The following is a 23,383-nucleotide window of genomic DNA, read 5'->3' as shown; positions in this document are numbered from 1 at the left end:
ATGCAGATCAGTGCAGTCACCTATGGATCCGACCAGTGCGGCCTCGTATGCGGTTACCTGTTCGGGCGCGGCCCGCAGCCGGTGCCGATCGAGGCATCCGAGGCCGAACAATGGCTGCGTGATACAGGCGCCCCGGCAGGGGAGTTCATCTGGCTGCATTTCAACCTTGCCAACACCGCCAGCGAAAAATGGATGCGCGAACATGCCGTGCTGGCCAATGAATATTACGACAGCCTGCATGAAGAGGGCGCGCGCTCGACCCGCATCGAGCAGGCCGACGATACCCTGGTGGCCGTGGTCAACGACGTGCTGCGCGACTTCAGTTTCGAGCCATCGGATATTTCCAGCGTCTGCCTGAGTGTTGACCGGCGGCTGGTGGTCAGCGCCCGGCGCAAGCCATTGCAGGCAGTCGAAAGGCTGCGGCAGGCCGTGCGCGGCGGCGAAAACCTGGTCTCCAGCGTAGTGCTGCTGACCCACCTGTTGCGCGACCAGGCGGACGTGCTGACCCGCATCGTGCGCGACGCTACCGGCAAGGTGGATCGGATCGAAGACAACCTCCTGTCGGGCAAGCTGAAATTCAAGCGCGCCGACCTGGGCGCCCTGCGGCGGGTGCTGGTGCGGCTGCAACGGCTGCTGGCGCCAGAGCCGGCGGCCTTGTTCCGCCTGTTGCAACGGCCGCCGTCGTGGGCCAGCGAGGCGGATCGGCAGGAACTGCGCGAATCGACCGAGGAATTTGCGGTAGTGCTGAACGACATGGCGGCGCTGCAGGAGCGCATCAAGCTGCTGCAGGAAGAGATTGCGGCCCTGGTCAACGAGGCCAATAACCGCAGCCTTTATGTGTTGACCATCGTGACGGTGCTGGCGCTGCCGATCAATATCATTGCCGGCCTGCTGGGTATGAATGTCGGCGGCGTACCGCTGGCCGACGACAAGGCCGGCTTCTGGATCATCGCCGGCATCGTGGTGCTGTTTACCGTGGTGGCGGGGGCCTGGCTGTTCCGCCAGCGTAACGATTAGGCGGCGTTTCCGCGCTCCTTCAGCCACTGCGTGAACAGGTCCACGCGAGGCGACGCGCGCTGGCGGCCCACGGCAAACGAATAAGTGCCGCTTTCGATAGCGGCCGGCAGGAGGCGCTGAAGCGTACCGTTTTCGAGCATTGCCGCGACAAAGGCCTCCGGCACTACCAGCACGCCGAGCCCTTGCACGGCAGCCTGGATAGCCAGCACCGTGTTGTCAAATTCAATGGCCGGTGCCAGCGTCCTGGCATCCATGCCATGCGCCTGGCTCCATAATGGCCACAGGTCGGGCCGCGAGCGCATGCCGATGCGCGGCGCCGTGGCCAGCCAGTACATGTTGTCCGGCTCGCGCGAGCTCAGGCCTGCTGCGAAGGATGGACTCGACACCAATACGCAGTGCTCGCGCATGAACACCTGTGAAGGTATCCCGCGCAATTCCGCCCCATCCCGGCGCAGGAAAACATCGACCGGCGCGGAAGGATTGATGTCGCCGTCCGCGGTGCGCACATCAATGCGGATGTGCGGATATTGCTGGCGGAAGCCCGTCAGTTGCGGAATCAGCCAGTGCATGGCCAGCGTCACGCTGGTGTCGACCAGGATCGAGGCCTGGTTTCCCGGGTTGCCGCCGGGTTCGAGCATGCCGACGATTTCCGCCATCTTGCCGGCGGCCTGTTCATGCAACTGCCGGCCGGCGGCGGTTAGTGCGGCCGCATTGCCGGCCGTACGCTCGAACAGTATTTGCCTGAGGTGTCCTTCGAGCGCCTGTACCTGGCGGCTGACGGCGCTCGGCGTCAGGTGCAGGGCTTGTGCCGCCTGGCGGAACCCGCCTTCCCGCACGACGATGCAGAAAACATGGAGTGCATGGAGGGGCGGACGGACGGTCATCGATTGCTCGGCAAGATAGTGTTGAGGAATACTCAACACATCATACCAAGATCTCGTTTGAATGCCTGTCGGGCCAGCGGCACACTGCGCACATGAACAATACTTATTGGATGTTTGCGGTCATGGTGGTCTTCACCGTGTCGAGCCCGGGGCCAGGGGTGTTGATGACGCTGGACAATGCCATCGCGACTGGCTGGCGCGCGGCCATGCATGGAGTGCTGGGCCTGGCCATCGGCGCTGCCGTCATGGCCGGCTTGTCTTCGGCCGGAATTGGGCTGCTGATTCGTTCCTCGCCAGCCTCGTTCCTGCTGCTGAAGTATTGCGGCGTCAGCTACCTCTTCTACCTCGCCTGCAAGGCCTGGGGCCGCGTGCCAGCACCCATTGGACAAGGCGCCGCAGCGGGCCAGGCGCAAGAGGCCGACGGCTGCCGCAAGCGCCTGCTGCGCGGTGTTTTGCTCCAGACGAGCAACCCGAAGTCGCTGCTGTTCTTCCTGTCTGTCCTGCCGCAAGTGGCCGGCGCCACGGGAGCCGCGCAACAGCAGGTACCGCTGGCCCTGGCCATTGCCACCTATTGCATGGTGCTGGTTGTGATCCACGGGATCTATGCGGGGCTTGCGGCGAAGGCGCGCGCGTGGCTCAGCCGGCCGAGCGCTGCGCGCACCCTGTCGCGCCTGAGCGCTTTCGTGTTCTGCGCCTTCGGCGTGACGATGCTGACGCTGGAAGTCTAGTACGGGTCGGCGTAACCGAGGCCGGTGACGATCTCGGTTTCGATGTCTTCCATCTCGGCCGCTTCTTCGTCGTCCTCGTGGTCGTAGCCCTGGGCGTGCAATACGCCGTGCACGATCAGGTGGGCGGTGTGCTCTTCCACGGTTTTCTTCTGCTCGGCCGCTTCGCGCTGCAGCACGTCGGTGCACAGGATGATGTCGGCGCGCGTCGGCTCGTCCTCGGCCACTTCCTCGCCTACGTTGTAAGCGAAGGTCAGCACATTGGTGGCGTAGTCCTTGCCGCGGTAGTCGCGGTTCAGCTCCTGGCCTTCTTCCGCATCGACGAAACGGATGGTCAGTTCAGCCGGTGCGAACAGGGCCGCCTTGACCCATTTGCGGATCATTGGGCGGGTGATTTCTTCCTGCAGGCGCGGGTCGGCGTATTGGACGGACAGGGCCAGCTTATTTTTTTCGGACATTGCGCACAGCTTTCACAGCGGGTTTCACGGTTTGCAGCAGGGGCGCCAGCTCGGCGCTGGCTTCCTGGGCATTCTCATAGGCATCGACAATGCGCGCCACCAACGGATGGCGTACCACGTCGGCGCTGGAGAACTGGCTGAAGGCGATGCCGCGCACATTGCGCAGCACGTGCATGGCATCGACCAGGCCGGATTTCTGGTGCTTCTGCAGGTCGATCTGGGTCACGTCGCCCGTCACCACGGCCTTGCTGCCAAAGCCGATACGGGTCAGGAACATCTTCATCTGTTCGACAGTGGTGTTCTGCGCCTCGTCCAGGATGACGAAGGCGTGGTTCAGCGTGCGGCCGCGCATATAGGCAAGCGGGGCGATCTCGATCACCTGTTTCTCGAACATCTTCTGCGTGCGGTCGAAGCCGAGCAGGTCGTACAGCGCGTCGTACAGCGGGCGCAAATACGGGTCGACTTTCTGCGCCAGGTCGCCTGGAAGGAAGCCCAGGCGCTCGCCCGCTTCCACCGCAGGGCGGGTCAGGATGATGCGCTTGACCGCGTCGCGCTCCAGGGCGTCGACCGCGCAGGCCACTGCCAGATAGGTCTTGCCGGTACCGGCCGGGCCGATGCCGAAGCTGATGTCGTGGTCGAGGATATTGCGCAGGTAGCGGATCTGGTGCGGCGTGCGGCCGCGCAGGTCGTTGCGGCGCGTTTTCAGCACCGGGCTGGTGATGTCCGGTTCGTGGAAAGGAGGCTCTTCCTCGCCCGGGCCAAAGTCGTCCGGCGCCTCGCTGGCGCGCTGCTCGACCAGGGCGAGCTGGACTTCCTCCACCGGCACTACCTTGTCGGCGACTTCATAGAAGCGCTCGAGGATGGCCACTGCGCGTTCGGCATTGGTGCCGCTGACAATGAATTTTTCGCCGCGGCGGAAAATGGTCACGTCCAGCGCCGCTGAAATCTGGCGCAGGTTTTCATCGAGCGGGCCGCACAAATGGGCCAGGCGCGTGTTGTCCAGGGGTTCTGGGACGAAGTAGTGCGGTTGCACCGGGGTTTTTGTTTTCAAAGTATCGCTTCTCCGCGCAGGGAGTAATCCAGGCTTTCGGTGATGCGCACGCTGACCATCTGGCCAATCAGTGCCTGCGCATTGGCGCCGCCGTCGAAGTGCACGGTGCGGGTATTGCTGGCGCGGCCCTGCATTTCATTGCCGCCGCGCTTGGACTGGCCTTCCACCAGCACCTGCATGGTCATGCCGACCATGGCGGCGCTGTGGCGCTTGGTGTTCTCGTCGAACAGGGCTTGCAGGCGCTGCAGGCGGGCCGATTTGACTTCGGCCGGGGTGTCGTCGGCCAGGTTGGCGGCCGGCGTGCCGGGGCGCTTGCTGAAGATGAAGCTGAAGCTGTTGTCGAAGTCGACGTCCTGCACCAGCTTGACCATCGCTTCGAAATCCTCGTCGGTCTCGCCGGGGAAGCCGACGATGAAGTCCGAAGAGATCACCACGTTCGGGCGCACCGCGCGCACCTTGCGGATGATGGATTTGTATTCCAGCGCAGTGTAGCCGCGCTTCATGGCGCCCAGGATCTTGTCCGAGCCATGCTGGGCCGGCAGGTAAAGCTGGTCCGCCAGTTTCGGGATTTTCGCGTAGCAGTCGATCAGGCGCTGCGTGAACTCCTTCGGATGACTGGTGACGAAGCGGATGCGTTCAATACCGGGAATCTCGGCCACGTATTCGATCAGCATGGCGAAATCGGCGACGCTGCCGTCCGCGGTCTCGCCGCGGAAGGCATTCACGTTCTGGCCGAGCAGCATGACTTCCTTCACGCCCTGGGCAGCCAGGCCGGCGACTTCGGTCAGCACGTCTTCGAAGCGGCGCGATACTTCCTCGCCGCGGGTGTAGGGCACCACGCAGTAGGAACAGTATTTGGAGCAGCCTTCCATGATCGAGACGTAGGCGAAAGCGCCTTCCACGCGCGCCGGCGGCAGGTGGTCGAACTTTTCGATTTCGGGGAAGCTGATGTCGATCTGCGGCTTGCCGGTGTGGCGGCGCAGTTCGATCATCTTCGGCAGGCGGTGCAGGGTTTGCGGGCCAAACACCACGTCCACCAGCGGCGCGCGCTTGACGATGGCTTCGCCCTCCTGCGAGGCGACGCAGCCGCCCACGCCAATCACCAGTTCAGGCTTGGCTTGCTTGAGCTTCTTGAAGGTGCCCAGGTCCGAAAACACCTTTTCCTGCGCCTTTTCGCGCACGGAGCAGGTGTTGAGGAGGATAACGTCGGCTTCTTCCGGGGATTCGGTGCGTACCAGTCCCTCGGACGCGCCGAGCAGGTCTGCCATCTTGTCCGAGTCGTACTCGTTCATCTGGCAGCCGAAGGTTTTGATGAATACTTTTTTCTGCATACCCGCAAGTTTACCGTAAATCGCCAATCGTCCCTTGAAAACCGGCCCCGCGAGCTCTAGAGTTAAAAGAGCAATTTTCTGCGGGAGCTATGTCATGGCTATCAATGGAATAGGACCGACCACCCCGAATGTCCAGCAGGTGGACAGTGCTGCAGCCGAACGCCGCCTGGCCGAACAGCGCCAGTTGCGGCAGGAAGAGCAACGCATCCGCGAGCAGCAGGCCGCAAGCACCGAGCAAATCAGTACCCGCCGTGAAGAGACTCGTGCCCTGGAGCAAGCACAATCGGCCGAGCTGCAGGATTTCCTGACCCGGCAGGACCTGCTGGCCCAGAATGCCCAGTCAAGCCAGCGCACGCCAGGCACCCCGGCGCCGGGCAGCATCATTTCCGTTACAGCCTGAAATATCCGCGCAACACAATTTCCGTATGGTTCTTTCGTGCGACACAGGAATAATGACTGTGTTGAAATGGCATTGTTGTCAAGATTTTCGGCAAATCATCGCTAAGTCTTGATGTTGAACAAGGTTCGCTTCGCAGCGCAGTAAGAAGATTAGCAAGACTGCAAGGCCCTTTCCTCAACACTCCACTGTCAAGAGAGGATCAATCATGGCACACCACGCTCTCGCTTCGCAGGAAAGCTACAACCCGAACCACCTGCTGGACATCCTGCTCGGCAAAATGCAATTGAAGAACGATGCTGCGCTGTCGCGCATGCTGGAAGTCGCACCGCCCGTCATCAGTAAAATCCGCCACCATCGCTTGCCAGTCGGCGCATCCCTGCTGATTCGCATGCATGAAGTGACCGGCATGAGCATTCGCGAACTGCGCGACTTGATGGGCGATCGCCGCACCAAGTATCGCCTGTCGGATGCGCAAGGCCGCCCGAAGCCAGAGGACAAGCCAGTCGGCGCCTCGACCCAGGGCGGCATGCCGCAGGCCAGCGCGCACTAAGCGCGCTGCGCATCAGGCCATCAGCACCAGCGCAATTTCTTCATATTGCAGTTCCGTTTCGCGGAACAGGTGCAGGAAAGTGTCTTCGCCCAGGTTGAGCGCTTTCCAGGCGATCGGGGAAACGGGCGGCACCAGGTCGTCCGGTTTCTGCACCAGGTCGAGCGCATGCACCACCGCGTCGGCCACGTGCACGATGGCAGCCAGGAAGCCGGCCCCCGGCTTTCCGGGTTCGTGGTGGCCGGCAATCGCCAGCCGCATCGTGTCTGAAAAATTCCAGTGCTCCGCCAACGCCAGGCCGGCTTCGACATGGTCGATGCCGAGCACGGCGCGTTCCGCCTCCAGCGTATAGCAGTCGTGTTCCTTCTGGTAGGCGATCACCTCGGCATACCGCTCAGGGAAGGTCGACACCAGCACCAGGCGTCCGATATCGTGCAGCAGCCCCGCCGTGAAAGCATAATCCTGGTTGAAGCGCACGTGGCGCGCCAGCACCTTGGCGCAAGCTGCCGTCGCTATCGAATGGCGCCAGAACATGCCGTGGTCAAAGCCGGGGCACTGCTTGCCGGCGAAGCAGCCGGTCACTGCGGCCGCCGTAATCAGGTTGCGCGTGCTCTGGAAACCGAGGAAGGTAATCGCTTGCTGGATCGTGGTCACCTTGACCTGCAGCCCGAACAGCGAAGAATTCGCCAGACGCAGCGTCTTGGCGGTCAAGGCCTGGTCATGCGAGACCTTCTTTGCCAGCACGGCAATATCGATTTCTTCCTGGTCCACACTGTTCAGCAGTTCCATCACCACGGCCGGCAGCGAAGGCAGGTCGTCCAGATTTTTCACCACGTCGTCATAACTGAGCGGTGCGCTCATGCAGCCTCCTTGCCAACGCGGAAATCCGTGACCAGGGTGCGCAGCGCCTTGGCCGCAGAGTCTTCGGCATCGGCCGGATCGTGGCGGCGGAACAGCACTTCGATGCGCGCCAGGTGGGCAGTGCGTTCGGCAGCCGATTGCGCCGGGTCGGGCGGTGTGTCGTCAACCACGGCCAGCGACTCGATGCCGTGGCCTTGCAGGCGCTCCAGCATGCGTTCGGTCAGCACGGCGCCTGCCGGCAGGAGGACCTGGCCGTGCGTGTCCAGCAGTTCGTCAGAAAGCACCATGCCAGGCTCGACCTTGGCAAGGGGCAGGTGGCGGTATGTCGCCGTCATTGTTTTATCTCCCACAGATCAATGCCAGATCTTACATCAGTGCCGGGAAGGCATCACCCTTAAAATCTTGCCAAGTCACACCGCTTCCCTTACATTGGGGGGAATATGGGGAGGGAGTGAATGTTTGGTATCCAAGGCCGGCTGACTGCACTGTTCGTTGTGATCGTCACCGTCGTGCTGGGCATTTCCGGCACCTACGCCCAATACAGCCTGGGTCACGAACTGGAAGTAGCTAACCAGCGCCTGCGCGAGGGCGTGCTGACCCGCTTGCAGACCAGCCTGCCATCCGCCCTGTGGGACCTCGACAAGGCCAAGGTCGACAATATCGTGGCAGCCGAGATGCTGCCGCCGGAACTGGTTGCGATCCGCGTCTACGACACCTCGGTCGGCCTGTTTTCCGGCAAGCGCCGCAAGGAAGACGGCAGCATCGTCCCCATCGAATCCGAAACTGCCGTGCAGGGCGCGCCGGTCGTGGCCGACCTGGCCTACCGCGACGCCGGCGCCGCTGGCAGTGCCCTGAAACCGGTGATCGTGGGCCGCGTCGTGGTCAATTTCACCCGTGCCCAGATCGATGCCACGCTGGCCGCCGAAGTGCGCCGCAAAGTGGTGGAAGTGCTGACGCTGGACCTGATCCTGGTGGTGGCGCTGGCGCTGTCCCTGCGCATCGTGTTCGATCCCTTGAAGAAGCTGCGCGACGGCTTGTTCGAACTGGCCACGCGCGGTTCCGATGAAGTGGAGGAGCTGCCGGAAAAACGCAGCGATGAACTGGGTGACGTGATCCGCGGCTTCAACGCCATCCAGCGCAAGGTTAAATCGATCATCAAGCGCACCCGCGAAGCGGAAGACCTGGCGCGCCGTTCGGCGCAGGAAACGGCGCAGGCGCTCGACGACTTGCAGCGCACCCAGGAATCCCTGCTGCAGGCCGAGCGCCTGGCGTCCCTCGGTTCGCTGGTGGCCGGCGTGGCCCATGAAATCAACACGCCGGTCGGCATCGCGCTGACCAGCGCCTCGGTGCTGATGGATGCCACCACGGCCGTCGACGAGTCGATGAAGGCGGGCCAGGTGAAGAAGTCGGAAATCCAGAAATACATCGATACGGCCGGTGAAAGCGCGCGCCTGATCATGAACAATGCCTACCGCGCAGCGCACCTGATCCACAGCTTCAAGCAAATTGCGGTCGACCAGGTCAGCGAAGCGCGGCGCCGCTTCGAACTGAAGGAATACATTGGCGAAGTGGTGTCCAGCCTGCAGCCGAAGCTGAAGAAAACCCGCATCGTGGTCGCCATCAACTGCCCCGACGACGTCATTCTGGACAGCTATCCCGGCGCCTTGGCGCAGGTCATCACCAACCTCACGCTGAACTGCGTCGAACACGCCTTCGAGCCCGATGGCGCCGGCAATATCGACATCAACGTCATCCCGGAAGGCGACCATATCGAAATGCAGGTCGTCGACAACGGCAAGGGCATTGCACCGGACATGCTGGACAAGGTCTTCGACCCCTTCGTCACCACCCGGCGCGGGCAGGGCGGCACCGGCCTCGGCCTGAACATCGTCTTCAACCTGGTCGTCAAGCAGTTCGGCGGCACCATTTCGGTGTCGAGCACGCTGGGCAAGGGCGCCAGTTTCGTCTTCCGCATCCCGCGCGTGACGCCGGGCGATGAAAATGAGGACAGGCACCCGGACGCCCCCTTGCACGCGCCGATTGCGAGCTGAGCGCCGCCGCAGGAGCATCTGCCGCATACTGAAGCCATGCAGGGAGGAATGTCATGGATAAGCAGCGCCTGATCGCCTTGTTGCGCGGAATTAACGTCGGACGCGCAAAACGCGTTGCGATGGCCGACCTGCGCAAGGTGCTGAGCGATATGGGCTACGGCGACGTGCGCACGCTGCTCAACAGCGGCAACGTCGTGTTTGATTGCAATGCCGCCGATGCTGCCGACAGCGCTGCGCGCATCGAAGAAGCACTGGTGCTCAAGCTCGGCGTACCGGCCAAAGTCACCGTGATCGAGGCCGCCCAGTTGGCCGAGATCGTCAAGGAAAACAGCCTGCAGGAGGTGGCCAGCGACCATTCGCGGCTGCTGGTGGCTGTCCTCAACAGGCCCGATGAAGACCGCGGCAAGCTGGAACCTCTGGCACGGCAGAGCTGGCAGCCGGAAGCGTTCGCACTCGGCCGCCACGCCGCCTACATCTGGTGCCCCGATGGCGTGCTGACCAGCCGCGCTGCCGCAGCGATGGGCAAGGCGCTGGGCGATGCGGTCACTTCGCGCAATTGGAGCACCATCAGCAAACTGCACGCGATGGCAAATAATTAGTTGTCGACTGTCGCGTCCAGCGTCTAAAATCGCTTATCCATGATTTTGTCAGATGCACAATGAAGATTAGCGATTCGATAAGAGGTGCCATGATACTGGGCGCCGTCGTAGTGGCCCTGGTCATCGGTGGCTTTGCTGTGGCCGACAATGGCTGGCAAAAAGTCAGCTGCATTGGCCGCGCCATCGTCGGTGGTGTCGCCTTGAGCAATATCCACAGCGTTTGCGGCTTATGACTGGCGGGCGCGCCGCTCGGTCACCGATTCAAATCCCACTCCCCAGCTATCGGTTTCCACTTCGTCGATGATGACGAAGGTGGTGGCCGGGTCTTTGTCCAGCACCTCCTGCAGCATCCTGGTGGTGCGGGCGATCAGTTCCTTCTTCTGTTCCACGGTCGGGCCGCCTTGTTCGCGGGTGACCTTGATGTTCACGTAGGGCATGCCAGTCTCCTTGCTTACCAGTTGCCGGCTGCCGCGCCGTCATCGACGGTCAGCACATGGCCGGAGATGAAGCTCGAATCGGTCAGGTAAAGCACCGCGTCGGCGATGTCGTCGGCCGTACCCATCCTGTGGGTCGGCACCAGGCCTTTCAGGAATTCCTGGGTACCGGCATCCGTGCTGTGCAGCGGGGTGCTGATGATGCCGGGCGCTACCGCGTTCACCTTGATGTTCTTGTTGGCCACCTCGAGCGCCAGGGCGCGCGTCGCCATGTTCAGGCCGCCCTTGATCAGCACGGGCAGCAGCGCGGTCGCCTTGGCCGGCGTCACGCCCAGGCTGGCGGTGATGTTGACGATGTGGCCGCCGCCGTTGGCTTCCATGTGTCGCACCGCTTCCTGAGCCGGGAACAGGAAGCCCTTCAGGTTGGTCGCCACAATGGCGTCGGTGTCGGCCTCGGTGTAATCGACGGCCGGCTTGGCGATGAAGATGCCGGCGTTATTCACCAGGATGTCGACCTTGCCGAAACGCGCAGCCGCCTTATCGAACAGTTCCCTGGCCGTCGCCGGCGAGGCGATATCGCCGGCGACCGGCAGGAAGTTGGCGGGATTTCCGAGGTGGGCTGCAGCCGTTTGCAGGCGGTCCATGGTGCGGGCGTTGCCGACCACGTTGTAGCCGCGCGCCAGGTAGGCCTTGGCGATGGCAAAGCCCAGGCCGCTGGAAGCGCCGGTCACGATTGCTGTCTTGGTCATTTGGAACTCCATGAGTTTGGTTGAGGTGAGTCCACTATACTTATGACGTTTTGGTAGATAAATATGGTTTCCGGTAATTGACTTGATACATGGGGTAATGAATGCAGCGCCACTTCGATGATATGCAGTTGGGCAGCATCGAGCTGTTCGTGCTGGCGGGGGAGCAGGGCAGCTTCACCGCGGCGGCGGCGATGGCGGGCGTGACGCCGGCGGCGGTGAGCCGTTCCATTTCGCGCCTGGAGGAGCGCCTCGGCGTGCGCCTGTTCGTGCGCACCACGCGCCAGATCCGCCTGACCGACGGCGGCAGGGTGTACTTCGAACAGTGCCGGCAGGCGCTGTCGCAACTGGTGGAGGCCGAACGTGAAGTGACGGGCCAGCAGGCCACGCCATCCGGCAAGCTGCGTATCAGTGCAACGACGCCCTATGCGCATTACCGCTTGCTCGAGCGCGTGGCGGCCTTCCGCTTGCAATTCCCGGAAGTGCAGGTCGAAGTCCACATCAGCAACCGCAACATCGATTTCGCAGACGAGGGCTATGATCTTGCCGTGCGCGGCCGTGCGCCGCAGGATTCGACCCTGGTCGCCCGCAAGATGGAAGATGCGGAGCTGGTACTGGTGGCTGCGCCGTCCTACCTGAAACGGCGCGGCAAGCCGAAGTCGCTTGAAGAACTGACCAGACATGATTGCATCCAGTTCGTGCTGCCCAGTACCGGACGGCTGGTACCCTGGCAGTTCATGCGCGACGGTTCGGAAATCGAATTGATCGGCGGCGATGCCGTGGTGTGCGCGGAAGACTTTCTTGGCATGGGCACCCTGGCCGTCCATGGCGGCGGCATTACGCAGACCTATCGCTTTGCCGTGGAGCGCGAACTGGCCAGCGGGACGCTGGTCGAATTGCTGCCGCAGCATGGCGGCTGCTCAAGGCCGTTCTACCTGATTTATCCGCACGCGCGCCACCTGTCGCTGCGCGTGCGCAGCTTTGTCGACTTCCTGGTGCGCTAGCCTTCCTGCTGGCGCTGGCGGAAAGCCGCCACCTTGTTGCGGTTGCCGCAGAGCGCCATGCTGCACCAGCGGCGGCGGTGTGACTTGGTGCGGTCCAGGAACCACAGCGTACAGGCGTGGTCCTCGCATTTGCGCACCAGCTTGAAGTCGGCTGTCGCCAGCAACTGCGCCGCGGCTTCCGCCAGGGGCGCCAGTAGCTGCTGCGGCGTGCGGGCCGCGTAGCGGGCTTGCAGCGACAGCCCGTCCCCACTTGCTTCCACCAGCACCAGGTGCCGTTCGGCGTGCGCAAGCGCCGCATTCAGCGCCGCGGCATCGAACCGTTGCCCGGCCTTGCGCGCCGCCACTGCCGCGCGAACGGATTCGCGCAACGCGCGCGCTGCAGCCAGCAGCTCGCCTGGCTTGCCGGGCGCCTCCTCTTCCGCCGTGAGCTGCCCGGCAGCTGCCAGCCAGGCCATGACACCAGCATCGTCATGCCAGGTTTCTTCTCCTTGCACAACGGTATTCATCAGGTCCAGCGCCGGGTGATCGCCGTAGAACTCAATCATTTTCCTGTCCTCCTAATTTCATTGTAACCACCAAAATAACTCTTGACAAGTTACGTGGCTGGAGTATTCTTGTAACCATCGAAACTAATTTTAAGAGGTTAATTATGAACCGCACCATCCAGGCCGACGGCATCAACATCTTCTACCGCGAAGCAGGTGCTCCGGACGCGCCGGCGATCCTCCTGATGCACGGTTTTCCCACCAGTTCCCACATGTTCCGCAACCTGATTCCGCTGCTGGCGACCAGGTATCGCGTCATCGCCCCCGACCTGCCGGGCTTCGGTTTTACCGAGGTGCCGCCTGAACGCAAGTACACATACACGTTCGACAACCTGGCCAACACCATGGAGGCCTTCCTGCAAGCCATCAAGCTCGAAAAATTCGCGCTGTATGTATTCGACTACGGCGCCCCGGTCGGCCTGCGCCTGGCTGCAGCCAAACCGGAACGCATTACGGCCCTGGTTTCGCAGAACGGCAACGCCTACCTGGAAGGCTTGAGCGATGGCTGGACTCCGATGCGCAAACACTGGGCCGACCCGAACGAAGAGAATACGAACGTGATGCGCGGCTTCCTGACGCCCGAAGCCACCAAATGGCAGTACACGCACGGTGTCGCCGATCCCGCCAGCGTGGCTCCCGAGTCCTATACCCTGGACTCGGCCCTGATGGCGCGCCCGGGGAATATCGATATCCAGCTCGAACTGTTCTACGACTATCGCAAAAACCTCGAGCTGTACCCCGTATTCCAGGCGTTCTTCCGCAAAGCGCAGGTGCCGACACTGGCGATCTGGGGCAAATACGATCCGTTCTTTACGCCGCCGGGCGCCGAGGCTTATCGCCGCGATAACCCGAACGCGATCGTGCAATTGCTGGATACCGGCCATTTCGCGCTGGAGACCCACGTCGAGGTGATCGGCAAAGCCATCCATGCCCTGTTAGACTAGACGCTTTCGAAGATAGCCCGAACACGCATCGATGAAGCCATACACGATCGCACTGTTGCTGGCCGGCCTGGCGCTGGCCGGCTGCAGCAGCAAGCAAACCGTCGCCTACACGGCGCCTACGACTGCCTCCAACCCGCAAGTGCTCTTGCTGGGCGAGGTGCACGACAACAAAGAGGGTCACAAGCTTCGCTTCGAAGACTTGCGCCAGCGTGTGGAAGCCGGCTGGCGGCCCGCGATCGCAATGGAGCAGTTCGACCGCGAATCGCAAGGCTTGCTGGACGAAGCGCAAAAGGGCTGCCTGGACGCTTCGTGCGTGATTAGCGTCATGAACAAGAAAGGGTGGGACTGGCAGCTTTACCACCCCATCATCCAGCTCGCACTGAGCAACCACCTGCCGCTGATCGCCGTCAACCTGTCGCGCACCGATGCATCGAAAGTCGTGCGCGACGGCGTTGCCTCCAGCTTTGATGCCGCCACCGTCGCAGCCTACAAGCTGAAAGAGCCGCTGCCATCGGACGTGCGCCGCGGCCAGGAGAAGGCGATCCAGGAGGGCCACTGCAACATGGCGTCGGACATGATGTTGCCCGGCATGGTCAATGCGCAAGTGGCGCGCGATATCTGGATGGCCAAGCTGATTCGCCAGCAGCAGCCGCGCGACGTCGTCCTCATTGCAGGCAACGGCCATGTGCGCAAGGACATTGGCGTTCCACGTTGGCTGAATGCTATTGAACCCAGGCTGACCGTCCGCACCATAGGCTTCATCGAACCCGATGGCCTGCAGGGCAGCTATGACGAAATCCGCAAGGTTGCAGCGCAAAAGCGCACAGACCCCTGCGCTAAATTCAAGTAAACTTCCGGCCCTGCCGACCCCAATACATCAAGGAGCAAAGAATGCAGATCGCAGGTGAAATGTTGATCGGACAAGCCGCCGTCAAAGGCAGCGCAGGCCAGATGAAGGCCACCGACCCGGCCCGCAATATCGAGATCGAGCCAGCATTTGGCATGGCCACACCGGCCGACCTGCAGCGCGCCTGCGACCTGGCGGCACAAGCTTTCGACTCCTACCGCGAAACCACGCTGGAAAAGCGCGCGCAGTTCCTGGAGCAGGTGGCGCAGAACATCCTCGACATTGGCCCGCAACTGATCGAGCGCGCAATGCAGGAATCCGGCCTGCCGCAAGCCCGCCTGGAAGGTGAACGCGGCCGCACCGTCAACCAGCTGCGCCTGTTCGCCAAAGTGGTGCGCGATGGCCTGTTCCTGGGCGCGACGCTGGACTCCGCGCTGCCTGAGCGCGTGCCGCCGCGCTCCGACCTGCGCATGCGCAAGATCGGCGTCGGCCCGGTCGCCGTGTTTGGCGCCTCCAACTTCCCGCTGGCGTTCTCGGTCGCCGGCGGCGATACCGCATCGGCACTGGCTGCCGGTTGCCCGGTGGTCGTGAAGGCGCACCCTGCGCACCTGGGCACGTCCGAGCTGGTGGGCAAGGCGATCCAGAAAGCCGTGGCCGACTGCTGCCTGCATGAAGGCGTCTTCTCGCTGGTGATTGGCGACGTCCAGATCGGCGGCGATCTGGTGGCGCATCCAGCCATCAAGGCCGTCGGCTTCACCGGTTCGCGCGGCGGCGGCCTGGCGCTGGTGCGCATCGCCCAGGCCCGCAAGGAGCCGATTCCCGTGTACGCAGAAATGGCATCGATCAACCCGGTGTTCCTGCTGCCGGGCGCATTGAAAGCCGGCGCCGCGCGCATTGCGCAAGGTTTTGCCGATTCGCTGACCATGGGCTCCGGCCAGTTCTGCACCAATCCTGGCCTGCTGATCGCGCTGGAAGGCCCCGAGTTGAACGAATTTGCTGCCGCGGCAGCGGCTGCGGTGCAAGCCAAGCCATCGACCACCATGCTGACCCCTGGCATTCATAAGTCGTACGAAGCTGGCGTGGGCAAACTGTCCGCGCTGGACAAGGTGGAACTGCTGGCGCAAGGCGGCGCGGGCAGCACCGCTTGCGCGGCGCAACCGCACCTGTACAGCACCGACGTCGACACCTTCCTGTCTACGCCGGCGCTGGAAGATGAGAACTTCGGTCCGAGCTCGGTGCTGGTGCGCTGCCGCGATGCCGCCGATATGCGCCGCATCGCCGAGCACGTGGAAGGCCAGTTGACCTCCACCGTGCACGCTACTGCCGACGACCGCGAGATCGCCGCCGGCCTGCTGCCAACCCTGGAGCGCAAGGCCGGCCGCATCCTGTTCAATGGCTTCCCGACCGGTGTCGAAGTGGCGCACGCCATGGTGCACGGCGGCCCGTTCCCGTCGACATCCGATCCGCGCAGCACGTCGGTTGGCGCCACCGCCATCGACCGCTTCCTGCGTCCTGTGTGCTACCAGGATGCGCCGGAATGGGCGCTGCCATCGACCCTGGCCAACGACAACCCGCAAAACGTACCGCGCGTGGTCGACGGCAAGATCCAGCCGGGCGCATAAGCCCGCGCGATCATGGTAAGGTGGGTCGCATGATGGAAACTGTGTACAAGACAGAACAGCCCAGCCGGGCTGACATTGATGCGCTCACCGGGCCGGCGGTGCTGGAATTCGGCACCAACTGGTGCGGCTATTGCCGCAGCGCCCAGCCGGCCATCGCCGAGGCATATCGCGAGTATGCCAACATCCCGCACTTCAAAGTGGAAGACGGTCCCGGCCGAGTGCTGGGTCGCGCCTTCCGCGTCAAATTGTGGCCGACGGTCATCTTCCTGAAAGATGGCAAGGAAGTCGCCCGCGTCGTGCGTCCCGAAGACGCCGACGAGTTGCGCGAGGGCTTTGACCAGATCTCCGGCAGCTAAGCCTGCGAGTACTATCGCAGGATCCAGCGATACTCCATCTGCTGTCTACCCCGAACTGGTTTACCGTCCTCTGACCTGGGCCGGAACAACAAAAAAGCCTGAACCGTTTCCGGCTCAGGCTTTTCTGATAAATCTCTGGTGGTGATAGGTGGACTTGAACCACCGACCCTAGCATTATGAATGCTATGCTCTAACCAACTGAGCTATATCACCGCGCGGTCGTACATTGTAGCTTAATTTGGTGGTGATAGGTGGACTTGAACCACCGACCCTAGCATTATGAATGCTATGCTCTAACCAACTGAGCTATATCACCGCAAGGCCAACATTATCGGTGCCTGGCATCAATCTGTCAAGGATTGATTTCATCGCCAGGTGTCGTTCCCCCAGGAAACGTGACAAAAGACCTGTTTCCGCTCCCTTCAAATGGTGCTTCCGTCCTAACCGAAAGAGGACAGCGTACTCATGCGCCAGCGTGATGACATTGGTTAAATGTTGATACTAATTGTGGAAAGGAAATAGGAGTGCCTTTCCAGATATTTTTGTGAATTAAAAGTAATAATATTTACAAATAGTCATTGCTGCCGGCACGCCGGAGTATTCAGGAGAGAGTTATGGCCACCATCACCGGAACTAATGGAAACGATGTTCTCGAAGGGACCTGTGGGAATGACACCATCAATAGCGGTAATGGTGACGACTGCGTCGATGGCGGTACGGGAAACGACTCCCTGAACGGTGGCGCTGGCAACGACACTCTTGATGGCGGCAGCGGTAGCGACCAGGTCAATGGCGGGGTTGGGAACGATACGTTGATATACAACGTCGTGGAGAACATGGCGAGTGGATCCAGGGACGTGTATACGGGCGGCGCTGGCGTGGACATCGTAAAACTTCAACTGAGCCAAGCTCAGTGGTGCGACTGTGATGTGCGCAAGGAGCTTGAAAACTACATTCAATTTCTCGCCACTGTGAAAATTAACGCGCAGGGCGAAGTGTCGAATGGGGCGGCCAGCGATTTCATCTTCCACTTTGGATCGTCTACGCTTACTGTGCAGATGATGGAGAAGTTAGTGGTAGAGGTTCAATCTGCTAAAGGAGATTATGCTCCCGTCGATTATCGCGCGTCCCTGATCAGCGGCAACGTGGAAGGAACCGTTATCGAGGCGGGAGGCGTCAGCAACGCAAATATTGGAACTCCGAATGCCACCGGCGTTCTCCACGCGGATGACCTGGATGGCGTCGACGATAGCTTTCAAGCTGTGGCATACGGCACAGCAAGCTACGGCAATTACAGCGTCGACGCGCATGGCAAGTGGAGCTATTCGCTGAACAACGCCAACACACAAGTACAGTCGCTGGCAGTTGGGGACAGCATTACTGACAGCTTTACCGTGAGTAGTGCAGATGGTACTTCGCAACTCATTAAAATCACCATCACGGGGAATAACGATGCGCCAGTCGTTAGCGCGGCATTGGCATCGGAAGCTGCAGAAGGCAATGAGCGCTACGCGGTGAATCTGCTGGCTGGGGCGAGTGACGCAGATCGCGGCGAAACAGCTACGCTAAAGGTTGTCGGCGTCCGCTACTGCATCGATGATGGGCAAATCTCCAGTGGCTTACCGCCAGGATTGAGTTTGCTTGACGGCCAGCTGAGCGTGGATGCGGCGGGCACCGCCTTCAACCATATTGCGGCTGGCGCACATTCCACAATCGCGGTTAGCTACAACATCATGGATGCCCACGGGGCGGTGGTCGCGCAGAGAGCAACCATCACGATCACCGGCACTAATGATGCGCCGGTGGTTACTGGTACGGTGACCGGTGCGGCGGCTGAAGACGGGGCTAAAGTGACGCTTTACGCTTTAGCCGACTCGTCGGATGTAGATGATGGAACGACACTGACCATAGTGTCCGTGCCGAATACGCTGCCTCCAGGTGTCAGCTATAACTCTGAAAAACACGAGTTCACGCTGGATACCAGCCATGTTGCCTATCAGAGCCTGGCTGCAGGCCAAACAAAGGAGGTGGTGGTCAGCTTCGGCGTATCCGATGGTTTGGCGACTGTCGCAGAGTCGGTGAAATTCATCGTTACAGGCACGAATGACGCCCCGGTGGTCACGGCCCAGGTGACAGGCACGGCGATGGAAGATGGTGGGCTAGTGACGGTTGATGCGCTGGCCAACGCGTCGGATGTGGACCAAGGAGCGACGCTCTCAGTGACCTCGTTGCCAACCGAGCTGCCAGCTGGTGTCAGCTACATCGCTGGATCGCACAGTTTCACACTCGACCCCACCGACGCGGCATATCAGAGTCTGGCCCAAGGCCAGACAAAGGATGTGGTGGTCAACTTCGAAGTGACCGATGGCATGGCGAATGTTGCGCAATCGGTGAAGTTCACGATCACCGGTACCAATGATGCGCCGGTGGTGACGGCCCAGGTGACCGCCACGGCGATGGAAGATGGTGGGCTGGTGACGGTTGATGCGCTGGCCAACGCGTCGGATGTGGACCAAGGAGCGACGCTCTCAGTGACCTCGTTGCCAACCGAGCTGCCAGCTGGTGTCAGCTACATCGCGGGATCGCACAGTTTCACACTCGATCCCACCAATGCGGCCTACCAGAGCCTCGCGCAAGGCCAGACGAAGGATGTGGTGGTCAACTTCGAAGTGACCGATGGCATGGCGAATGCTGCGCAATCGGTGAAGTTCACGGTCACCGGTACCAATGATGCGCCGGTGGTGACGGCCCAGGTGACCGGCGCGGCGATGGAAGATGGGGGACTGGTGACGGTTGATGCGCTGGCCAACGCGTCGGATGTGGACCAAGGAGCGACGCTCTCAGTGACCTCGTTGCCAACCGAGCTGCCAGCTGGTGTCAGCTACATCGCTGGATCGCACAGTTTCACACTCGACCCCACCGACGCGGCATATCAGAGTCTGGCCCAAGGCCAGACAAAGGATGTGGTGGTCAACTTCGAAGTGACCGATGGCATGGCGAATGTTGCGCAATCGGTGAAGTTCACGGTCACCGGTACCAATGATGCGCCGGTGGTGACGGCCCAGGTGACTGGCACGGCGATGGAAGATGGCGGGCTGGTGACGGTTGATGCGTTGACCAACGCTTCGGATGTGGACCAAGGAGCGACGCTCTCAGTGACCTCGTTGCCAACCGAGCTGCCAGCTGGTGTCAGCTACATCGCTGGATCGCACAGTTTCACACTCGACCCCACCGACGCGGCATATCAGAGTCTGGCCCAAGGCCAGACAAAGGATGTGGTGGTCAACTTCGAAGTGACCGATGGCATGGCGAATGTTGCGCAATCGGTGAAGTTCACGGTCACCGGCACCAATGATGCGCCGGTGGTGACGGCCCAGGTGACTGGCACGGCGATGGAAGATGGGGGGCTGGTGACGGTTGATGCGTTGACCAACGCTTCGGATGTGGACCAAGGAGCGACGCTCTCAGTGACCTCGTTGCCAACCGAGCTGCCAGCTGGTGTCAGCTACATCGCGGGATCGCACAGTTTCACACTCGATCCCACCAATGCGGCCTACCAGAGCCTCGCGCAAGGCCAGACGAAGGATGTGGTGGTCAACTTCGAAGTGACCGATGGCATGGCGAATGCTGCGCAATCGGTGAAGTTCACGGTCACCGGTACCAATGATGCGCCGGTGGTGACGGCCCAGGTGACCGGCGCGGCGATGGAAGATGGGGGACTGGTGACGGTTAATGCGCTGGCCAACGCGTCGGATGTGGACCAAGGAGCGACGCTCTCAGTGACCTCGTTGCCAACCGAGCTGCCAGCTGGTGTCAGCTACATCGCTGGATCGCACAGTTTCACGCTAGACCCTACCAATGCGGCTTACCAGAGTCTCGCGCAAGGCCAGACGAAGGATGTGGTGATTAGCTTCGAAGTGACCGATGGCATGGCAAATGTTGCGCAATCGGTGAAGTTCACGGTCACCGGCACCAATGATGCGCCGGTGGTGACGGCCCAGGTGACCGCCACGGCGATGGAAGATGGGGGACTGGTGACGGTTAATGCGCTGGCCAACGCGTCGGATGTGGACCAAGGGACCACGCTTTCGGTAGTGCCACCGCTGGGCGAGCTGCCGGCTGGTGTCAGTTATATCGCCGCATCGCACAGTTTCACACTCGACCCCACCGACGCGGCATATCAGAGCCTCGCGCAAGGCCAGACAAAAGATGTGGTGGTCAGCTTCGAAGTGACCGATGGCATGGCGAATGTTGCGCAATCGGTGAAGTTCACGGTCACCGGCACCAATGATGCGCCGGTAGTCACGGCCCAGGTGACAGGCACGGCGATGGAAGATGGCGGGCTGGTGACGGTTGATGCGTTGACCAACGCTTCGGATGTGGATCAAGGTGCAATGCTTTCGGTAGTGCCACCGCTGGGCGAGCTGCCGGCTGGTGTCAGCTACATCGCTGGATCGCACAGTTTCACACTCGATCCCACCAATGCGGCTTACCAGAGTCTCGCGCAAGGCCAGACGAAGGAAGTGGTGATCAGCTTCGAAGTGACCGATGGCATGGCGAATGTTGCGCAATCGGTGAAGTTCACGGTCACCGGCACCAATGATGCGCCGGTGGTGACGGCCCAGGTGACCGCCACGGCGATGGAAGATGGTGGGCTAGTGACGGTTGATGCGCTGGCCAACGCGTCGGATGTGGACCAAGGAGCGACGCTCTCAGTGACCTCGTTGCCAACCGAGCTGCCAGCTGGTGTCAGCTACATCGCGGGATCGCACAGTTTCACACTCGATCCCACCAATGCGGCCTACCAGAGCCTCGCGCAAGGCCAGACGAAGGATGTGGTGGTCAACTTCGAAGTGACCGATGGCATGGCGAATGCTGCGCAATCGGTGAAGTTCACGGTCACCGGTACCAATGATGCGCCGGTGGTGACGGCCCAGGTGACCGGCGCGGCGATGGAAGATGGGGGACTGGTGACGGTTAATGCGCTGGCCAACGCGTCGGATGTGGACCAAGGAGCGACGCTCTCAGTGACCTCGTTGCCAACCGAGCTGCCAGCTGGTGTCAGCTACATCGCTGGATCGCACAGTTTCACGCTAGACCCTACCAATGCGGCTTACCAGAGTCTCGCGCAAGGCCAGACGAAGGATGTGGTGATTAGCTTCGAAGTGACCGATGGCATGGCAAATGTTGCGCAATCGGTGAAGTTCACGGTCACCGGCACCAATGATGCGCCGGTGGTGACGGCCCAGGTGACCGCCACGGCGATGGAAGATGGGGGGCTGGTGACGGTTGATGCACTGGCCAACGCTTCGGATGTGGATCAAGGTGCAATGCTTTCGGTAGTGCCGCCGCTGGGCGAGCTGCCGGCTGGTGTCAGTTATATCGCCGCATCGCATAGTTTCACGCTTGACCCTACTCATGCCGCCTATCAAGGGCTGGCTGTTGGGCAGACAAAAGATGTGGTGATCAATTACGGCGTTTTCGATGGCATGGCGACTGTCGCGCAATCGGCGAAGTTCACAATCACAGGAACTGACGACGCTCCTGTCGCAATGGCGGATACGATATTCGTATCGACTAACACTGCAGTTAGTATTTCAGTCGCCGCATTGCTTGGCAATGACACCGATATTGATGGTCACGCATTGACAATCACCAACGTTGACCTCGGTGTTGGAATTGACCACTTGAACCTGAATACAAACACCGGCATGATCACCTTTGATAGTCTAGCCGGCACGACACCTGGCGGCTTCCAATACACAGTGTCCGATGGCGCTGGACGCACATCGACCGGGGCGGTAACAATCAATTTCCGATCGATCGATGCAGGTAATGGAAATAGTCACGACGAGATCAACCTATCATCGGAGAGCTATCAAGCGTCTTACATCGATGGCGGCAGCGGGCCAGATTCACTCACTGGCGGTGACGCTGGAGACGTCATCATTGGCGGTGCCAGCAATTCAACGGATACATTAATTGGTTCCGTAGGCAACGATTTTATTTCCGGCGGCGATGGTAACGACGATTTATCAGGGGGAGACGGAAACGACGTACTACGTGGAGGGAACGGCAATGATAAGCTAGATGGTGGCGCAGGAAGCGAGGATATGCTGGACTTCTCCGATGGCGGCACGGCCTTGAATTTCACGCTGGGCGCATCGACGGGCACTTCCAATGCCGGCGGTCTCGGCAACGATACCTACTCGAACATGGAGGGCGTAATCGGCACCAGCAAGGCCGACATCATCAATGGCAGCAGCAACAATGACGTCATCCGCGGTAGCGCCGGCGATGATGTGCTCGACGGAAAAGGCGGTAGCGACCTGCTCGACTTCTCTGACGGTACTGCGGGCATCAGTTTCCAGCTGGTGAACAATGGCGCCAATACCTTCTTCGACGCAAGCGCGGCGGGTCTTGGTAAGGATAAATACTCGGGGTTTGAGGGCGTGATCGGCACGGGCAAGGAGGACACCTTGACCGGTTCGAATTTGAACGATCAGTTGCGTGGCGGCGGCGGCGACGATGTGATCAACGGCATGGATGGCAGCGACCGTATCGTCGGCGGGGCTGGCGCCGACCTGCTGACCGGCGGCGCCGGAAATGACATTTTTGTCTTCGATGCGTCGCCCAATGCGGTTGACTTGATTACCGACTTCAATGCTTCTGGAACGGGGGCGAACTTCGACATGATCGAATTGTCGCGCTCTGCACTGGCAGGCATCACGACAATGGCAGGCAGCACCTTGTCAGCTTCCGAGTTTGTCTCATTTGCTGGTACCGGCGCTTCGGGTACCGTGGATGCATCAGTTCGGGTGATCTACGATAGCGTGACGGGCAATCTATACTTCGACGCCGATGGACAAGGTGCCGCCAACCGCACCCTGTTTGCAACGCTGACGCTCAACAATCCAGGCGATACGTTCGACCAGAACGATATCAAGGTCGGTTCTTGAGC

Annotated in this window: 22 protein-coding genes and 2 tRNA genes; 13 read left to right on the top strand and 11 right to left on the bottom strand. The window is 61.1% G+C overall.

Translation table 11 applies throughout. The annotated features are described in order from the left end of the window. Positions 1-1,017 carry a transporter gene (locus ACN9MW_RS27150; protein ID WP_426164749.1) on the top strand — a complete coding sequence of 339 codons (1,017 nt, stop codon included), beginning with the start codon at positions 1-3 and terminating at the stop codon, positions 1,015-1,017. Here ACN9MW_RS27150 and ACN9MW_RS27145 read toward each other — a convergent pair. Beyond that, positions 1,014-1,937 (bottom strand): LysR family transcriptional regulator, encoded by a 924-nt coding sequence (locus ACN9MW_RS27145; protein ID WP_426164747.1) that lies wholly within the window; start codon positions 1,935-1,937, stop codon positions 1,014-1,016. The two genes, ACN9MW_RS27150 and ACN9MW_RS27145, sit on opposite strands and share 4 nt — an antisense overlap. A gap of 56 nt (positions 1,938-1,993) precedes the next feature. On the opposite strand from ACN9MW_RS27145, the gene ACN9MW_RS27140 reads away from it, so the two are divergent. Beyond that, on the top strand, positions 1,994-2,629 hold the full coding sequence (locus tag ACN9MW_RS27140) for a LysE family translocator (RefSeq protein WP_426164745.1): 636 nt from the start codon (positions 1,994-1,996) through the stop codon (positions 2,627-2,629). Here the strand turns inward: ACN9MW_RS27140 and ybeY are convergent. The 3 genes from ybeY to miaB are packed head-to-tail and all read right to left on the bottom strand — an operon-like array spanning position 2,626 to position 5,466. Beyond that, positions 2,626-3,084, bottom strand: coding sequence for an rRNA maturation RNase YbeY (ybeY, locus tag ACN9MW_RS27135; protein ID WP_426164743.1), 459 nt, complete (start codon positions 3,082-3,084; stop codon positions 2,626-2,628). The two genes, ACN9MW_RS27140 and ybeY, sit on opposite strands and share 4 nt — an antisense overlap. Next, positions 3,068-4,135, bottom strand: a complete 1,068-nt coding sequence (locus ACN9MW_RS27130; RefSeq protein ID WP_426164741.1) for a PhoH family protein — start codon at positions 4,133-4,135, stop codon at positions 3,068-3,070. The genes ybeY and ACN9MW_RS27130 overlap by 17 nt, the downstream gene beginning before the upstream one ends. Next, the gene (miaB, locus tag ACN9MW_RS27125; protein ID WP_426164739.1) at positions 4,132-5,466 is read right to left on the bottom strand and encodes a tRNA (N6-isopentenyl adenosine(37)-C2)-methylthiotransferase MiaB; all 1,335 of its coding nucleotides are present in this window, start codon (positions 5,464-5,466) and stop codon (positions 4,132-4,134) included. The genes ACN9MW_RS27130 and miaB overlap by 4 nt, the downstream gene beginning before the upstream one ends. A 94-nt stretch (positions 5,467-5,560) precedes the next feature. Between miaB and ACN9MW_RS27120 the strand changes: the two genes are divergently transcribed. Both ACN9MW_RS27120 and ACN9MW_RS27115 read left to right on the top strand, forming a co-directional pair. Beyond that, a complete protein-coding gene (locus ACN9MW_RS27120; protein WP_426164737.1) occupies positions 5,561-5,866 on the top strand; it encodes a hypothetical protein in 306 nt (101 codons plus the stop codon). 205 nt (positions 5,867-6,071) lie between these two features. Continuing rightward, the gene (locus tag ACN9MW_RS27115; RefSeq protein WP_055929479.1) at positions 6,072-6,416 is read left to right on the top strand and encodes a hypothetical protein; all 345 of its coding nucleotides are present in this window, start codon (positions 6,072-6,074) and stop codon (positions 6,414-6,416) included. Positions 6,417-6,428: 12 nt separating this feature from the next. Here ACN9MW_RS27115 and ACN9MW_RS27110 read toward each other — a convergent pair whose 3' ends face one another. Together ACN9MW_RS27110 and ACN9MW_RS27105 are read right to left on the bottom strand one after the other, a co-directional pair. Continuing rightward, positions 6,429-7,274 (bottom strand): HDOD domain-containing protein, encoded by an 846-nt coding sequence (locus tag ACN9MW_RS27110; protein ID WP_426164735.1) that lies wholly within the window; start codon positions 7,272-7,274, stop codon positions 6,429-6,431. After that, the gene (locus ACN9MW_RS27105; protein WP_426164733.1) at positions 7,271-7,609 is read right to left on the bottom strand and encodes a hypothetical protein; all 339 of its coding nucleotides are present in this window, start codon (positions 7,607-7,609) and stop codon (positions 7,271-7,273) included. Before ACN9MW_RS27105 ends, ACN9MW_RS27110 begins: the two co-directional genes overlap by 4 nt. Before the next feature lie 120 nt (positions 7,610-7,729). On the opposite strand from ACN9MW_RS27105, the gene ACN9MW_RS27100 reads away from it, so the two are divergent. The 3 genes from ACN9MW_RS27100 to ACN9MW_RS27090 all read left to right on the top strand — a co-directional run bounded on the left by ACN9MW_RS27100 (position 7,730) and on the right by ACN9MW_RS27090 (position 10,157). Beyond that, the gene (locus ACN9MW_RS27100) at positions 7,730-9,325 is read left to right on the top strand and encodes a sensor histidine kinase (protein WP_426164731.1); all 1,596 of its coding nucleotides are present in this window, start codon (positions 7,730-7,732) and stop codon (positions 9,323-9,325) included. A gap of 53 nt (positions 9,326-9,378) precedes the next feature. Beyond that, positions 9,379-9,924, top strand: a complete 546-nt coding sequence (locus ACN9MW_RS27095) for a DUF1697 domain-containing protein (RefSeq protein ID WP_426164729.1) — start codon at positions 9,379-9,381, stop codon at positions 9,922-9,924. Positions 9,925-10,013: 89 nt separating this feature from the next. Further along, entirely contained in the window at positions 10,014-10,157 is a 144-nt protein-coding gene (locus ACN9MW_RS27090) for a hypothetical protein (RefSeq protein ID WP_426164727.1), read from the top strand. On the opposite strand, the gene ACN9MW_RS27085 is transcribed toward ACN9MW_RS27090, so the two are convergent. Both ACN9MW_RS27085 and ACN9MW_RS27080 read right to left on the bottom strand, forming a co-directional pair. Continuing rightward, a complete protein-coding gene (locus ACN9MW_RS27085) occupies positions 10,152-10,361 on the bottom strand; it encodes a tautomerase family protein (protein ID WP_426164725.1) in 210 nt (69 codons plus the stop codon). The two genes, ACN9MW_RS27090 and ACN9MW_RS27085, sit on opposite strands and share 6 nt — an antisense overlap. A gap of 14 nt (positions 10,362-10,375) precedes the next feature. Next, a complete protein-coding gene (locus tag ACN9MW_RS27080) occupies positions 10,376-11,107 on the bottom strand; it encodes an SDR family NAD(P)-dependent oxidoreductase (protein WP_426164723.1) in 732 nt (243 codons plus the stop codon). 101 nt (positions 11,108-11,208) lie between these two features. Here ACN9MW_RS27080 and ACN9MW_RS27075 point away from each other — a divergent pair, with 101 nt between their 5' ends. Beyond that, complete coding sequence (locus tag ACN9MW_RS27075; RefSeq protein ID WP_426164721.1) at positions 11,209-12,108, top strand: LysR family transcriptional regulator; 900 nt, start codon at positions 11,209-11,211, stop codon at positions 12,106-12,108. On the opposite strand, the gene ACN9MW_RS27070 is transcribed toward ACN9MW_RS27075, so the two are convergent. Then, the gene (locus ACN9MW_RS27070) at positions 12,105-12,653 is read right to left on the bottom strand and encodes a CGNR zinc finger domain-containing protein (protein WP_426164719.1); all 549 of its coding nucleotides are present in this window, start codon (positions 12,651-12,653) and stop codon (positions 12,105-12,107) included. The two genes, ACN9MW_RS27075 and ACN9MW_RS27070, sit on opposite strands and share 4 nt — an antisense overlap. A gap of 104 nt (positions 12,654-12,757) precedes the next feature. Between ACN9MW_RS27070 and ACN9MW_RS27065 the strand changes: the two genes are divergently transcribed. From ACN9MW_RS27065 to ACN9MW_RS27050, 4 genes are read left to right on the top strand one after another with little or no spacing between them, the layout of a single operon-like run. Then, a complete protein-coding gene (locus ACN9MW_RS27065) occupies positions 12,758-13,597 on the top strand; it encodes an alpha/beta fold hydrolase (RefSeq protein ID WP_426164717.1) in 840 nt (279 codons plus the stop codon). Positions 13,598-13,628: 31 nt separating this feature from the next. Next, on the top strand, positions 13,629-14,447 hold the full coding sequence (locus ACN9MW_RS27060) for a ChaN family lipoprotein (RefSeq protein WP_426164715.1): 819 nt from the start codon (positions 13,629-13,631) through the stop codon (positions 14,445-14,447). A 41-nt stretch (positions 14,448-14,488) separates the two neighbouring features. Beyond that, on the top strand, positions 14,489-16,066 hold the full coding sequence (locus tag ACN9MW_RS27055; RefSeq protein ID WP_426164713.1) for an aldehyde dehydrogenase (NADP(+)): 1,578 nt from the start codon (positions 14,489-14,491) through the stop codon (positions 16,064-16,066). Positions 16,067-16,098: 32 nt separating this feature from the next. Continuing rightward, positions 16,099-16,422 carry a thioredoxin family protein gene (locus tag ACN9MW_RS27050; protein ID WP_426172315.1) on the top strand — a complete coding sequence of 108 codons (324 nt, stop codon included), beginning with the start codon at positions 16,099-16,101 and terminating at the stop codon, positions 16,420-16,422. 136 nt (positions 16,423-16,558) lie between these two features. On the opposite strand, the gene ACN9MW_RS27045 is transcribed toward ACN9MW_RS27050, so the two are convergent. Together ACN9MW_RS27045 and ACN9MW_RS27040 are read right to left on the bottom strand one after the other, a co-directional pair. Next, positions 16,559-16,635 (bottom strand) — tRNA-Met (locus tag ACN9MW_RS27045). Between the two features lie 26 nt (positions 16,636-16,661). Then, a tRNA-Met gene (locus ACN9MW_RS27040) sits at positions 16,662-16,738 on the bottom strand. A 298-nt stretch (positions 16,739-17,036) separates the two neighbouring features. Here ACN9MW_RS27040 and ACN9MW_RS27035 point away from each other — a divergent pair. Further along, positions 17,037-23,381 (top strand): VCBS domain-containing protein, encoded by a 6,345-nt coding sequence (locus ACN9MW_RS27035; protein WP_426164711.1) that lies wholly within the window; start codon positions 17,037-17,039, stop codon positions 23,379-23,381. The last annotated feature ends 2 nt before the right edge of the window (positions 23,382-23,383 follow it).

The sequence above is a fragment of the Pseudoduganella sp. R-34 genome (assembly GCF_049904655.1).
Taxonomy (GTDB): Bacteria; Pseudomonadota; Gammaproteobacteria; order Burkholderiales; family Burkholderiaceae_D; genus Rugamonas.
The sequence above is the reverse complement of the archived record's forward strand: the minus strand, read 5'-3'. Positions and strand labels throughout refer to the sequence as shown.